Consider the following 15,568-nt stretch of genomic DNA (forward strand, 5'->3'; position numbering starts at 1 on the left):
TGTCGCTGGCTAATAGTAAATTTTACTACCTCGCAAGTGCGAGAGTCAGCTTCTGTAAACTCGCTAAATAATAATAATAACTGCGTGAAATTGGAGAGTTAGGATGAAAAACGGCACAAGTAAATGTGTGGTAGATAGCGCGGAGATACGAGATCAGGAGAAAAAGGAAAGCCACAGTAATATTGCGAAGTTTGACGTGTCTCGCACGCGTCAAGGTAGCAAAACCGTCCATATTTCTGAGACGGGAATGGATAGTGTCGAGCTTTATAAAACCAACTTTAAGTCACACTTGATGATGTTTATCTATGGTTTAGTAAAAAATATGAAGCAAAAAGATGCTGCAAGTGCGTTAGGAATTACTCAAGCGCAAGTGAGCCTTTTGAAGAATCAGCGCGTATCTCAATTTAGTATTGATCGCCTTATTGAAATGGCTTTCGCTGGAGGGTTTACGTTTAAGCTATCTCCACACCAGATTGCCAAAGGCAACAGTACTGATAACTCATCTAACCAGTTAGATGTTCTTTAAGTAACAAATAAAAGCCGCGATGCGCTGAACATCACGGCTCCAGTTCTAACATTACTTATTAGGCTAGTACTAAAGCCTCATATAAGCTTTCAACTTTAGACATAACGGATTCGGGTTTACGATTGTAAACCTGACCGTTACTGTCTGACTCATCAAATGGCCAAACGCTTAATACGTGACAAAGCCCCTCACTATTAACAAACGCTGCCACATGGCACTTTGTATCGTGATCGTGAAGAATAAACGGGGTATTAACGCTCCCAGTTTGCCCTGCCGCAGTACTAACACTTCCATTTACCGTACTTGAACGATCAAGGCTTGTTAGTAGCTCTATGTCGTAAGAAAAGTAATTTTTAGGATAGTGTTGTAAGGCTATCAGTTTTGCTGTAATGTCATTTTTAGTCGCTGGTAATAGTTTTTGCCAACTACTATTGACATGTTTATCTCTAACGAATACAATTCGCGGCGTTTCTAGATGGGTGTCTAGTTCTTCAGGAATATTGCTGTCAACAATATTTTTATCCTGAGTTTTGTAAACGCGAAAAACTTGATGCGAATCTTCGTTACTACTGTCATTTTCAGACATATTTACCTCCTTACAGGTACGTTGTTTTTGAGAAGTTTACTAAGAAAAGCATTTTTTCTTCCTTCTGTTAGTAAATTTTAAGACTTTTACTAAATTACGTAAAAGTCTACCTTGATCGGAAAAAACCAATCAGAGCCACACTACTGTATAAACGTCCAGAAGTCAATATTTTATTTTAGTTTTCGAATAAATACACCCTCGTTTTCTAATACCCTCAAACTTAATAAAACTATTTTTTGTGTAGCCATTTGATGACAGGTTAAAGTGCAAAGTTGCATACCGATAACTCACTGACTAATATGAGTTAATGTCTAAGTCAGGGGTTCGTGATGGCAGCGAAGAAGAACCTAATTTCCGAAGCAACTTTCTTAAAATGGATAAAGGAAGGGCGCGGCAGCGGTCAGAATCAAGAATACCGGCCCTGGCTCACTGTTAGGGACCTCCCCTCGCTTGGGCGTGTTCATCGCGTATTTGGCCACAAATCCAGACGAACCCATCACCTACTGTCCGATCTTGAGCTCTCAGTTTTTCTTCTTCTCGAGTGGCTACCTGATGTTACCCAAGTACGTGAACAGTTCCCATTAGACCGAACCCTTACTAAGCAACTTGCTGCCGATGCAGGTATTAAGCATCCAGCACAAAATGGCTTTGACCATTTCATGTCGAGTGATTTTCTAGTCGACTCGTCGAATGAAGAAACCCCAAGATTCGTGTTTCAGGCCAAGTATGCGAGTGCACTAGATGATGAGCGTACGGTTGAGAAACTTGAGTTGGAGCGCAGGTACTGGGTGAATAAAGGTGTGCCCTGGTACCTAATAACCGAGCATCAGATACCCAAGGAAGTTAGCAAAAACGTAAACTGGCTATATCCTGCTGGCCGCTCAGAAGAAGATTATGAATTAGCGTCTGAGCAGATAGAGTTTTATCAACATCATTTCACGCAAAACCCGAATCAAACCATCATTTCACTGTGTAAGAAGCTCGATACCAGTTATGACTTGAATGTCGGTGAGTCGCTGTACGAAGTTCGTCGCCTCCTGGCAAAGCGTTACTTTGAATTTGATATTTTTACTCCCATAACGAAGTTAAAGGTCGGTGCTTTGCGTGCCTCTGACTTAGGTTTTATCAAGGAGGCATATCGTGTTTCGAATCAATGAAGTAGTTAAGTTTCACGATGAGCGCTTTCGCATTCTCGAAAGTCTTGATGAACAGCTCGTCTGGATAAGTCTGGACGATGAAAAAGCCCTGCCCGAGTTAATTCTTATCAGCGAAATTTATAAGACAATTGATGATGACGCTTTTGAGCGTATAGACGACCCGTATAACTACCTTGTATATGAATCGCCGGGCGAGGGAACCGTTGCCCGTGATAAACGGGATAAGAATTTTGCGGTGTTGAGGCCTTTGATTGAACTAACTGACTTTTATAATCCGAAAAGGCGAGGACCAGTAGTCGATAAAATTGTTAGTGGGTTTGGTACGACAAAGCAGACGGTTTACCGACTGGCGCGGAGATATTGGCAACGGGGACAAATACCTAATGCCTTACTGCCTGACTACAAGAATTCTGGTGGCAAGGGAAAAAAGCGTGTTGCCAAAGGAAAAAAATTAGGCCGCCCGCGTAAGTATTCACCAGGTACGGGTGCAATTGTTGATGAACAAACTGAACGGTTATTTCGGATAGCGATTGATAAGTATATTTTAAGCGACAAGGGACATTCATTTCCCTATGCACATCGTCGCTTAGAAACCATGTATCACAACTATTTCCCGGATGTTGCTGAGGAAAATCTACCAAGCTTATGGCAGCTGCGTCATTTCTATAAACGAGAATATAATCAAACGGAAGCGCTGCAAAAAAGGATATCGAAGAAAGACTACAGCAAAGATATACGACCGTTACACGGAACTGCAGCATCGCAAGCTTTGGGACCCGGCTCTCGTTATGAAATTGATGCGACGATAGCGGATGTCTATCTGGTTTCTGATTCCGACAGAGGCAATATTGTTGGTCGTCCGGTTGTTTACATGGTTATCGATGTATTCAGTCGAATGGTGGCAGGATTTTATATCGGTTTTGAAAACCCCTCATACGCCGCTGCGCTTCAGGCATTGCACGTAGCGATAAGCAGTAAGTCAGACTATTGTCGTGAGCTTGGTTTTGATATCACTGACGATGAGTGGCCATGTATTGGTTTGCCTGATGCCCTCCTGGCCGATAGAGGGGAGTTACTTGGTCATCAGATTGAAAATTTAGAAAGTAGCTTTTCTATGCGAATAGAAAATACTCCACCGTATCGAGGCGAAGCCAAAGGTATTGTCGAAAGGCATTTTAAAACAATGCACGAATCTTTTGGTCCGTTTGTTCCTGGTTATGTAACCGGTAATTTGGTGAAAAAGCGTGGAGGCTCAGATTACCGTCTTGATGCCAAGTTAACGATTACAGACTTCACTCAAATTGTTTTGTCGTCAGTGCTGCAACACAATCAATTTGCGGTACTTGATAAATACGATCGTGAAGTTGATATGCCAACGGACTTACCGAGTACTCCCATCCACCTTTGGAACTGGGGTATTCAAAATCGTACTGGGCGTCTCCGCCAGACTGATAGTGATGCACTTAAAATTGCACTGCTTCCCAGGAGTGAGGTAACGCTTTCAGAGCGCGGTGTTGGGTTATTTGGCTTGTATTATACTGCTTCAGAGATCGTCCGGTTAGGTTGGACGCACCGGGGTCGTGATGTGAAACGACCTAAAAAGATGATGGCGGCATATGATCCGTTGAGTGCAGACAGTATTTATCTCTTTTATGAAAAAGGAAGCAACAAGTACTGGAAGTGCAGCCTGACTGAAATTTCTCGTCAATACCGAGGCTCATCATTTTGGGATGTTTGGCAACTTCAAGAAGAGCAGAAGAAAGTTGCTGCAAAAGCAAAGTTAGCAGCTAAAGAAAGCCGTCGAGAACATGAAGAATTTGTGCTTGATAAGATATCTCAGGCTGTATCTGATTCCCCTGCTCGCTCTGATCGGCCGAAAGCCGAACGAATAAGAGCGATAAATGACAATCGGTCGAATGAGAAGAAGTTAGAGCGTCAAAGCAAAACACCTAAAAATGTTCCGTCCGATAAGAAGTCAGCTGATGTTATCCCTCTTAAGGAGAGCAGTCCTGACCTTGATTATCCGGATTATATTGATGAACTCTTTGAGGATGACGATTAATGCCGCTACCCAATAATTACGTTTCAGCGGTTTACAGGCCTCTTAAACCTGAGCGCTATCAAGGCAACCCGCTGATTGAAGCTCTGCCTCCGATAATGGATCGCAAAACACTTCGAAATAGCCTCACCGGAAAAGTCCGGTTCGACCAAGAAAACCGATTTGCAGAGCCTCAAGAAAGAGCTCATAACATAGCGTCTTTGTTGGATGACTTTTTTCAACCTCTATCAATGCATTTACAGTTAGAGGAAAAGTTATCAATCATGATTCGGGCGGGTTACGTTGGTCGTAACCCCGCAGACGGCTCCCTTAACAAAAAAATGCAGGAGGGATATCAGCGCATAATGGAGGGGACGACGAGTGACTTTCGTTTTTCACAATCGAATTCAACCGCTAAATGTTTGTCCCTGATAGGCTGTTCAGGGTCAGGGAAAAGCACCACGGTTAACCGTATACTGGCTACTTATCCTGAGGTGATTTTCCATCCGGAATATAACTTTATTCAACTCCCTTACCTGCGTATTGAATGCCCGAGTGATGGCTCTCTTAAAAGCTTATGTTTGAACTTTTTCCAGGAGATCGATCGAACGCTTCAGACAAATTATGAGAGTAAGTACGCTCGAAAACGACATAGTACCGAAGTTCTGCTTTCGCTAATGGGTCAAGTAGCCACTCAAAGAGCTTTGGGTGTTCTTGTTATTGACGAGGTCCAGCGCTTGGGATTAAAGCGATCCGTCAGTAAGGAAGCTATGCTTGAGTTCTTTGTTGCGTTGGTAAACGTCATCGGTGTTCCGGTTGTATTAGTTGGAACACCAAAAGCTAGGCCGATCTTTGAAATGGAGCTGCAGGCTGGGAGAAGAAGCGCTGGATTTGGTTCATTGTTTTGGGAACCAATGCAACGAGGCACTCGCCGATACCACCCTAAAACGGGAGAACCAAGGCTGAGCGAATGGGAGGCCTTTACTAATAAATTATGGAATTATCAATGGCTAGAGCGAAGAGATGAAACGCTCAGTGACGAAGTTCGAGACTGTTGGTATGACCTATCACAAGGCGTTTTAGATATCGTCGTGAAGATTTTTGTATTGGCTCAAATGCGGGCAATAGCGACGGGCCTTGAACGTATTACCGCAGAATTACTTCGAAAAGTTTATGAACAAGAGCTCATCCCTGTTCATCCAATGCTTGAAGCCTTGAGACGCAATGATGCTGACTTGATAGTGAAATACTCGGACTTACACTTACCCTCAATAGATAAACGCTTACTTGAACTCAGAAACCTAATTGCACAGGAGCAGGAAGAGAAGAAAAAAGAGGTATCGTTTGGCAATAATGAAAAAGCTTTACGGCTTTATAATATGCTCCAGGCGATGGGCTGCGAATCTGACTTGCTGCCGGCGCTGGTTGAGAAAGTTTTCAGTGAACATTCTGAGCTTGAGCTGCCGGAGCTAACCCGTATCGTTCTCGAGTGGTATAAAACGGAGCAAGAGCCTACGGCAGTGCAAAAGTCCAAACCGAAGGCAAAAACAATAAAGTCAAAAGAATGGCACACCCTTCCATCCGATGATTTACGCTTTAAATACTCACAACGAGAAAGTCAGTTTTATGGTGAGCTTGCAGTGGGCCGTGATATTTTCGATATGGAAGCTAGGTTAAAACAGGTGGGATAGATGCTCGGCTTTCCGCTTCCTTATCCCGATGAACTTATCTATAGCACGATAGCCCGTTATGGTATCCACAGCGGTTTAATCTCACCTAAAGAACTCTTACACGAAGTATTTGGAAAGAACACAATCATTGCTACGTCGGACTTACACGGTCACTTAGAGCAGATAGCGGAACTATATCCAGACGAGCTGAGCGTTCAACCAGAGAGTTTGCTTTATAAACATACTCTATTTCCTCTTTACGCTCTGTTTATTGGCGAATCACGCAGAACAGAACTGAAAAAGCAGCTTTTAGCCGATAAAGTGCATTCGGTACATGTAATGTCAGGATTCGCCGCATCCCGAATCACTCAACCTTACTACTTACGATATTGCCCTAAATGCATTGAACAGCAATGGAAGCAATTTGGCGAATGCTTCTGGCGTCGTGACTGGCAAATTGCGGGTATGGATTACTGCCCTCTTCATGGGGAGCTAAAGGAAACAGCAGTAAGACGGACTTCTTATAAGCGCCATGTGTATACGGCCGCAGACCTAAACTTATGCTCTTTTAAGCCGCAAAGCAAAACGAACAGGCAGAGCTATGTTTTGAATTCAAGTATTGCATCGATTCTGAACCTGCCTGAGCAGCCGGTACCAACCATTATTCAATGGGGTTTGTTTTACAAAGCGCTTGCTTGTGATTTTGGATTCGATAGAGGCTGCAATATAGTTCATGAAGAAGTCGCTCGGAAAGTCACTAACTATTGGTCAGAAAGCTGGTTGAAAAGCGTTGGCCTTAATCTAATAGACTCTGATACATGCTGGCTAAGAAGCCTATTCAGAAAGCATAGGAAAAGCTTTAGTTACCTAGAGCACCTTGTCGTATTACATGCATTTCTCGGAGATAGGATTGTTTTAAATGACGTCATTAAAGACGTCAAATCATATGAGCAGGGAAAGTCAGTTACTCACAGTCTTATGCTGCAGGCGGACAGGTTAACAATACTTAAGCGACGCAGAATTTGGCTTAAAGCGATAAAGAATAAAGGGACGAAAAGAGCCCGCCTTGAAGGTGCGGGAGGTGACTATACTTGGCTGTATCGCCACGATAGAGCTTGGTTATTGTCGCTTAATGCACAGTGGAAGTGTAAAAGTTCAGTATTGTCTAAACGCGTGAATTGGAGCTCATTTGATCGCGCCTTGTTAAAGGCTCTGATATCCATTCGTGACACCTTTGAGATAAAGCTGGAGAGCCCAAGAAGATCAAGGAATTGGTACTTCAACCAGTTGGATCATAAGTCAAAGGTGGAAAAAAACTTATATAAGCTTCCCCTGTGTGAGCTGTTTTTAAATAGATACTCAGAAACAATTTCGGATTATCAGATCCGCCGCATAACATGCGTGGCGATTGAGCGGCATAAACAAAGTGAACCTCTTAAACGATGGTATGTTTTGCGTGGCGCAGGGCTCAGTGAAGAGCGCTTAACGGAAGAAGCAAGAGAGTTTCTTTCTAAGGTAATGGGATTGTAAGCGATGGATAGGCTCGGTGGGTTCGAAGATAACACCTGGATAAATGGCATTGGTTCAGTATTTAAACGAGCTGATGGGAGTAAGTGGGGAATAAATCTTAGTATTTACCCAAGGAAAACGAGAGGCAGCGATAGTGTTCTTTTGTCTCAAGCCCCAATTCTAATCAGAAAAAATGTTATTAATCCCACGCGACCATTTCGGAGACAAGGTTCTGAGATAGAGTTTACTGTCGATAACTTACAAAAATGGGCTACAACCGATCTGGAAAGCTGCCCTGCGAAAGAGCGAGATTTGCTAAAGGAGCGGAAGTCTCGCTTTTTCGTTAAAACCTTACCTGATGGTATGACAGTGTATTTACCGCAGTTTGAATTAGCCAGGGCGTTATTTTTTCATAATGCTTACTTCTCTCGTGCGTGTATGGAGCACGGAATACTGCAGAATGAGTTTTCAGTAGAACATGATGTGAATAATTCAGAGCATGCAGTCATTACTGTGCTCCCAAATAGTACCTGCCCGGATAACGTATTTTCAGATCCCGGTTACCGGCGTTACTTAGCCTGGCTTCTCCTAGATGATGATGCTCGGCTCTCATACGAAAGCATCAGTAAGATGCAGCTAGAATCTGGCTTTAACCGGGGATCATACAGGATTTGGCATTTTGAGTTTGAGCCTCCTCCCCTTCAAGGAGTTAATTTAAAAGTTCGCGGAAACTTAGATACAGAGACCAATACCTTGTTGGTTTATGAAATCACTGAATTGATAGATATTCCTACAGATGTGCCTAGTGACGTTGAGTTCTTTAGTCCCAAATTCTATGTACCTGAACTGAGTGGTGGAAGGGGTGGCCGTGGTGGAGATTACAGACCGCCTAATCATGAAGTAGATGAGGATCAAGATTCCAGTGGTGAAAATGACCCTGTGCAAATCGATGGAGTCAAAACGAAAGTTGAATTTGCAAAGGCGGTAAATACTCATAAAACAGCAACAAAAAGGAAAAAAGTTGGTTCCAGCGATAGTTCTGAGGGAGGCGAAGCATCTAGCCTAGTTAGTACAGAAGAGCAATCTCCGATGGGTGACTTACCCAGTGCTGAATGGGATGGTCTTGATGAAACTACAGGTGACATGCATCTGTACGCCAGTAAGTTCGAAAGTTTTTCAAAAATGCTCGATTTGTTAGTTACTAATCATCAATGCAAAGTAGAGGTACTGGCTTTTAGAAAGCTGCCATCTGTCGGTCGCTGCAAAATGCACCTAATGCGGGACGATTCAACGCCAAGGTGTTGGATATTGGTCAGGGCGACTGTCAGTGGTAATCAGTTTTATCTTATGGAAGTTGATACCTCGGATGCTGCTAAGTCTCTATCAACAAAAGTGGTTATGGCTTCTTCAGAGCAAGCAGTAGTCGAACGACTATCCGAGATTGAGATAAAACTACTTAAAAAGTCGTTGAGTTGGCCGAAGGACTACTTTGATAGCAAATTTGGTAAGGAGAGCCACTTTTTTATAGTTCATCAAGCTTCAGATAAAGCTGGGGTAATACGTCAAGCTAGTATTGAGCGCTGGGCAGGTAATTTCCACAACCACTTACAAACTCGATGCTCTGACAAATTAGGCTGAATTGGTTATATTCGACGACATTTGTGTGAAATTACTTCTTGGCATGAGATCTTGTGCCGGTTACACTCCTATTCATCTGTAATTATATTTATATGTTTTAGGACTTAATCGTGGATGAGATATCAGCTGTAGACCTATTTGCCGGAGCTGGCGGGGTTTCGTTGGCCGCAAAAAAAGCAGGGATTACCGTAAAGGCTGCAGTCGAACTGGACAAAGATGCTTGTGATACCTATCGGAAAAATTTTGTCGATGGAGTTGATTGCAAGGAAAAGGTATACGAAACAGACATAAATACCCTTCAGCCAGAAAACATTTTAGCAGATGTAGGAATGGAGCCGGGTGAGTTGGATATCCTTATGGGTGGCCCTCCATGCCAGGGCTATTCGCGACACCGATTCAAAGATCAAGGTGTCAATGACCCAAGAAATAAGCTTCTTTTCAGGTACTTTGACTTTGTTTCAGCGTTTAAACCTAAAGTATTTATAGTTGAGAATGTACCCGGGCTATTATGGAAGCGACATAAATCTTTTTTAACTCGTTTTTTTGAATTAGCTAATAGTTCTGGATACAAAGTATTCTCGCCGGAAAAAATAAACGCTAAAGATTTCGGTGTTCCGCAGAACCGACAGCGGGTTTTCATTCTTGGTGTAAGAAATGATATTCGAGTCGATGACTTAGAGTGGCCGCCAAAGCCAACACATTTCTCTCCGAAGTCATCTTCTAAGCCAGTTTGGAAAAATGCATCGACAGTTTTTGAAAAACCAGATTCAATAAGTCTTATTCAAGAAATAATAAAGGTGATTGGACGTGAGGAATTTGATTCATTAGAGTTTGGCTCGAAATTAAAAAGCAAAGATAAAAATAACATCCATATGAACCATAAAGATTACATGGTCGATAGATTCTCGAGAACTCCTATACATGGAGGTAGGGAGGATAGCGGAGATATTCTTAATTGCCATAGTAATGGGTACAAAGGTCACAAAGATACTTATGGAAGGATATACTTAACTAAGCCTGGACCGACCATGACGACTGGATGTATGAACCCTTCAAAGGGGAGATTTTTGCATCCTTGGGAAAATCACGGGATTACACTTCGTCATGCGGCCAGATTCCAAACATTCCCTGACGACTTTTCTTTTTCCGGTGGCCTTATAAGTCAGGCTAGGCAAATTGGTAATGCTATACCGATAGAACTTGGGGTGAAACTATTAAAGCAAGTTAAAGAGTTTGTTCAGTTGAGAAAGTACGAAATAAATCGGGATGCAGGCTGATACAAAGTTATTGTAGCTGGCTAACCCCAAAAAGTTAAACCTTAATAATTTAGCTAAGTTGTTATTCTTAAGTCTAATTCTCTATGTGTTTATGGTGATGATATGAGCGCTAGCTCAAATAGAAAATCAGTTTCATTCAAAGCGCAAGCCAGAACGATCGATCACCTTGGTAAAGGCCAAATCGCTGATGCTCCAACGGCCGTTAGTGAGTTGTGGAAGAACTCTTATGACGCATATGCAAGAGACGTCGCCTTACATTTGTTTGATGGAGACATTAAATGCGGAGCTATCATAGATAACGGTTGCGGAATGTCTTTTGACCAATTAAGCGAGAGCTGGCTTACTATTGGAACTGCTACAAAATCAAAGAAAAAGCTACTTCCCTACGAAGATAGATTCGGCTTAGCAGAAAGATCTACTCAAGGCGAAAAAGGAATAGGTCGCCTATCTACTGCATTTTTAGCGCCAGTAACTCTAATTATTACCAAGAAACGGGACTCGAAGTTTTCAGCTGCACTGATTGATTGGCGTCTATTTGAAAATACTTACCTCGGTTTAAACGATATCAAGGTTCCTTTGGAGGAGTTCGATGATCCGAACAGCCTTCCTGATATATGTAACTCATTGCAGCAGGACATGTTAAATAACTTAGGGTTAGATCCGTCCACTGAGAGCGACGAATTTATTCGTGGAGCATGGGCTCGATTTTCTGAGGACGAAAAGGAAGCGTTCGAAAATCGAAAAAACCCAAAATCTAATGATGAGTTCATTCCAACAGAACAAAAAGTCAGGGAACTTTGCGAAAGTTTTAACTTTGTCGATGGTTATATAGCGAGCTGGAAGCCAATGTTAGATAAAGTGGATAAACTTGATGGAGAGGGTCACGGAACTGCGTTATTTTTAATCGACTTGAATAGAGACTTGGCATTACTGACTAACCGCGGAGATTTAAACAGAGAGTCTACTGAGTATCAAGACATAAGGCGTGATCTTGTCGATACGTTAAGGGCGTTTGTTGATCCTTTTAATAGAGAGAGTAGTGAGAAGTCGATAGATTTTCATTATGAGATATCCGCTTGTGATAAAAATGGCTGGACTAATGGTAATCACATCGAAATACTTAAATACACGGATGTATTCAATTATGTTGAGCTAGAAAAGCTTGAGCATAAGGTAATTGGCAATATTGATGATAAAGGCTGGTTTAGAGGTACGATTACGGCATTTGGGGAGGTGCATCCTAATGTTGTTATACCTTGCAGAAGCCCAGGAATGGATGCCGTTACTAAAACAGGCGCATTTGATGTAGAACTCGGGACATTTGAGCAATTGCTTGCGAATTCAACTCATGATGATATTGAACATGATTTCTTTATGGAGCAAGCCGAAAAATACTCGGGACTGATGATTTTTAGAGATGGGCTGCGTGTTCTTCCTTACGGTCGGGTCGATAATGATTTTTTTGAAATTGAAGAGCGGAGAGCAACTCATGCAGGACGACACTTTTGGTCGGCTAGAAGGTTATTTGGAAGAATATCGTTAGATCAGCGAGAAAATCAGAACCTTAAAGATAAGGCTGGTAGAGAAGGTTTTATAATCAACCAATCAGCTAGACAGCTGAAGACGTTAATTAAGAACCTTTTACTGAACTTAGCTGATAATTACTTTGGTGGAAGATCGGATATTAGGCAAGAAAAAAAGAAAGTTTGGGACGAAGAAAGGAAAAAGAAAAAGAAAGCTCAAAAATCTTCAACTAAAGCAACAAAAAAGGCTTTTATAGAGGCAGTCGAGGAAAAGCTACCTAAATTGTCGACTCAATTGGAAATTACTCGGGAATTACACCAAGAGTTGGTTTCAGGAATAGACATATCGTTACATCATTTAGATTCGTTAGTCTCGAAAATTGATAAATTAGAAGCTCGAAAGTCAGAACTCAAAGCCCCTAACAAGCCATCTAGAATGGCTCCTAATCTTGAAGAAAAATATCGCGAATACAGAGATCTGTTTGCAGAGCTTAGTGAGCTTTTACTTACTTGTAGAGAGAAACTCAATCAAGCAGAAGTTGAACTTCAGCACTTGACACCGATAGAGAGTGCGGAAAGGAAGTTCAAGAGTGGTGAGTCTGCGTTAAATAAAGTTTTAAATAGATATGAAAATGCGGTAGAAAATAGTCTTAGTTTATTATCAAAACAGTGGCGTAAAGAGGCTGTTTCGGATCGCGCAAAATATGGCGAGTTGGCTTTACCTATCCTAGATGAAGTTTCGAATGATAGTGATACCGTAAGAGTGCTGAACTCATTAGATTCTGTATATCGTAGCTTAGAGGATGATTTTGTTTATAAGTATGAGGCTTTCCTTCAAGCTGTTAGCAAGCTAGAGCAAGGTATAGATCTTGACTCAGCGTTTTCGATGGCCGAAGAGGAGCGAACTCAAGCGGAGCAAGAAATAAATCAAATAAGAAGCCTCGCGCAATTAGGAATTAGCTTTGAGATTGTTGCTCATGAGCTGCATTCACAGGAAAGATCAGTAACCCGCTCATTGAATTCGATGAGTAGCAGTGCAAAACAGGAAATCGGATTCAAGAATGCTATAAGAGCTCACCGCCAATTCACCAACTATTTAAAGTTCCTAACTCCTTTGAAGCTTTCGGGGTATCAGAATCGAGAAACAATTACAGGAAAAGAAATAGCTTCCTATATCAACTCATTTTTTAACGAACAGTTTGAACTACAAAACGTGAATGTAGAATTCAGTGATAAGTTTCAACGTATGAGTGTTGTTGATGTAAAATCTAGGATTGTTCCTGTTTTTGTTAACCTCCTAAATAATGCGCTTTATTGGGTTGGCTTGTCAGAGTATCGAATTATAAAAATAGGCATCATAAACGACTTAGTAATTATTGCTAACAATGGACCCGCTGTTGATGTGGATGATGTTGATAAACTGTTTCAGCTGTTTTATAGCCGCAGACCTAACGGCAACGGAGTGGGTTTGTATCTATCAAAACAAAATTTAGCTGTGGCTCGCCATAGAATATGGTATGCAATGGAACCAGAACAAAAATTAATAAAAGATGGAGCCAACTTCGTGATTCAGTTTAAAGGAATGGAAATAAAATAAATGCCACAAGCATACAGAAAAAAAATAGTAGAGGCTTTTAGAGATAATGCTGTTAGATCTGTGCTACTCATAGACGACCAATATGTTCCTTATGAGGAAGTTACTGAAAAGTATTTTGTGACGTTAGACGGTCTTCAGCGTACAACCTCGAATGGTCAGGGTGAAGATAGTGGAGAGAACAATCTTCAAAATCAACTTTCTGAAATTAAAAAGAATATAGAAACAGCCTCGGCTGAGCTTATGTCTTCTAATATAGCTAGAAAGTTTGTTGACTTTTTCCATAGGAAAAAGCTCATTTGTGATGTCGAGAATCAAACCGACCAATTGGACAAAGATAAGATAAGAAAAAGTGACCTAATTATTTTAGATTACCACTTGGAACAAGAGTCTCAGAACCCTGCTGAGCGCTCATTAAATCTTATTGCGGATCTAAGCAATAGCAAACATATGAATATGGTTGTAGTTTATACCGCAGAACCTCTTGATAGCGTCTGGTATGAGGTTGCGACGACTTTAAAAGGTAGCACCTTTAGTGCGACCGAAATGATAGGTACAGATTACTTATTGGAAGCATGGAATTTGAATGAGGATGACTGGCAAGACGAATGGCGTCACATTGTTAGTTCTGAGATTGTTGCTGATTATTTGACAGGTGATCACGATATAGACAGTTTGGTGCAAGAACTGCAGCAAGCATGTGAAGAGAGCGACCTGGAGAAGCCTGAAAGAAAGCACGTTGAATGGCTATTAGAAAATGAAGTCTCAAAATTTAATAAGAACAAACGAAAACCGTCGAGCCTTCTAGTATATGGAAGCAAAGAGCTTTGGCTACAAGCCGGTGATATTTTTGTAGTTTTCTGTGAGAAGACGAGAAGAGATGATTCTCAAGAAGTGACTCCTGAGGAAGTTTGGGAAAGAATTAAGGATGCGCTCGAAAGTTGGTACCCCAGTTTTTATCGTGTAGTCACATCAGAACTTCAAAATCAGATTGAAGATGCAAACTTGTCGATGGAAAAAGTGTTATCTAAAGATTCTACTGAACAAATTGCGGCATTATGGGGTGTTTTGCGAGTTCATGAGGACAAGAGAGATGAGTCGGCTAGCGAGCTGCTTGAGAGCCTGTTAAATGATGTGGTTGAAAAAGTAAGAACGAGTTCTGATCTGCTTCGTTTTGTGAAGGAAGTTGCAAACAGCGTCGATGACAACTTACCTCAGTTTGTTCCTGCTGAGCCAGACCGCGATGGGCATCATAGATATTTGAGAGCCATTGTAAAATCGGCAAATAAAAACTTTACTGGGCACGACATTGATATCGATAACGACTTTAGAGCAAATGTTCTACACGCCTTTAATGAACTGTTGAGTACCGAAAAACAGTTGCCAGACTATATCTCAACGGGCGTGGTTTTAAGGGATACTGAAACTGAGGAATACTATCTATGTATCGCGCCTGGATGCAATACCATTCCCAATCAAATAACAGGTGAAGTTATAAAACGTATGACTCCCCACCGACCTATGCGATTCATTAGGTTAGCAAATAAAACCGATAAGATGTTAAAGAAGTTAAAAGAAGCTCAGCAATCGAATACTATTTTTATCTCAGATAACGGTATACGTTTAGCGTTGGACATATTTGAAGATGGGCGTAGCCCGACGATAGAACAAGGCGTTGTTGTGAAGCATGATACTGTTCTTATCGAGCCCGATGGTGCAAAGGCTGTGCAGTTCTTGGAGACTTGCCCGGAATCAAAGAAATTGAAAATAGTCGAAAGAAATTTAAAGTTAGTTGCCAAACTAAGAGAGGGCTTTGCATCACGTTATCAAAATGCTCAGCTTCAGTATGAGGCTCGTATAGGGGTTGATCTTGTTAGCGGAATTATGACGGAGAACTGAGGGAGCCTCAGAGATGGAGCAGTTAACAAACTTCGCAGACAACCGGCTGATTAGAGGATGTTTGTATTGTGGTGGGGCCCCCAAAACTCGAGAGCATGCCCACTATGTCAGCCTAGTTGTCCAGTTGGCAATTTCGCCATTAGTTAATAAA

10 protein-coding genes are annotated in these 15,568 nt (G+C 41.7%); 9 read left to right on the plus strand and 1 reads right to left on the minus strand.

The window, feature by feature from the left end; all coding sequences use genetic code 11:
- Positions 1-103 precede the first annotated feature (103 nt).
- Complete coding sequence (locus ABNS04_RS07530; RefSeq protein ID WP_348671300.1) at positions 104-526, plus strand: XRE family transcriptional regulator; 423 nt, start codon at positions 104-106, stop codon at positions 524-526.
- A gap of 58 nt (positions 527-584) precedes the next feature.
- Here ABNS04_RS07530 and ABNS04_RS07535 read toward each other — a convergent pair whose 3' ends face one another.
- A complete protein-coding gene (locus ABNS04_RS07535; protein WP_348671301.1) occupies positions 585-1,112 on the minus strand; it encodes a hypothetical protein in 528 nt (175 codons plus the stop codon).
- Between the two features lie 329 nt (positions 1,113-1,441).
- Between ABNS04_RS07535 and ABNS04_RS07540 the strand changes: the two genes are divergently transcribed.
- The 8 genes from ABNS04_RS07540 to ABNS04_RS07575 all read left to right on the plus strand — a co-directional run bounded on the left by ABNS04_RS07540 (position 1,442) and on the right by ABNS04_RS07575 (position 15,417).
- A complete protein-coding gene (locus ABNS04_RS07540; RefSeq protein ID WP_348671303.1) occupies positions 1,442-2,269 on the plus strand; it encodes a TnsA endonuclease C-terminal domain-containing protein in 828 nt (275 codons plus the stop codon).
- On the plus strand, positions 2,253-4,331 hold the full coding sequence (locus tag ABNS04_RS07545; protein ID WP_348671304.1) for a Mu transposase C-terminal domain-containing protein: 2,079 nt from the start codon (positions 2,253-2,255) through the stop codon (positions 4,329-4,331). The genes ABNS04_RS07540 and ABNS04_RS07545 overlap by 17 nt, the downstream gene beginning before the upstream one ends.
- Positions 4,331-5,998, plus strand: coding sequence for an AAA family ATPase (locus ABNS04_RS07550; RefSeq protein WP_348671306.1), 1,668 nt, complete (start codon positions 4,331-4,333; stop codon positions 5,996-5,998). Before ABNS04_RS07545 ends, ABNS04_RS07550 begins: the two co-directional genes overlap by 1 nt.
- Positions 5,999-7,507 carry a TnsD family Tn7-like transposition protein gene (locus tag ABNS04_RS07555; protein ID WP_348671308.1) on the plus strand — a complete coding sequence of 503 codons (1,509 nt, stop codon included), beginning with the start codon at positions 5,999-6,001 and terminating at the stop codon, positions 7,505-7,507. It begins immediately after the preceding gene.
- Between the two features lie 3 nt (positions 7,508-7,510).
- A complete protein-coding gene (locus tag ABNS04_RS07560) occupies positions 7,511-9,124 on the plus strand; it encodes a Tn7-like element transposition protein TnsE (protein WP_348671310.1) in 1,614 nt (537 codons plus the stop codon).
- Positions 9,125-9,234: 110 nt separating this feature from the next.
- On the plus strand, positions 9,235-10,401 hold the full coding sequence (locus ABNS04_RS07565) for a DNA cytosine methyltransferase (RefSeq protein ID WP_348671311.1): 1,167 nt from the start codon (positions 9,235-9,237) through the stop codon (positions 10,399-10,401).
- 102 nt (positions 10,402-10,503) lie between these two features.
- On the plus strand, positions 10,504-13,521 hold the full coding sequence (locus tag ABNS04_RS07570) for an ATP-binding protein (protein ID WP_348671312.1): 3,018 nt from the start codon (positions 10,504-10,506) through the stop codon (positions 13,519-13,521).
- Complete coding sequence (locus ABNS04_RS07575; RefSeq protein WP_348671314.1) at positions 13,522-15,417, plus strand: response regulator receiver domain; 1,896 nt, start codon at positions 13,522-13,524, stop codon at positions 15,415-15,417.
- Positions 15,418-15,568: the final 151 nt, after the last annotated feature.

This window comes from uncultured Idiomarina sp., from assembly GCF_964010655.1.
In the GTDB taxonomy this organism is placed as follows: Bacteria; Pseudomonadota; Gammaproteobacteria; order Enterobacterales; family Alteromonadaceae; genus Idiomarina; species Idiomarina baltica.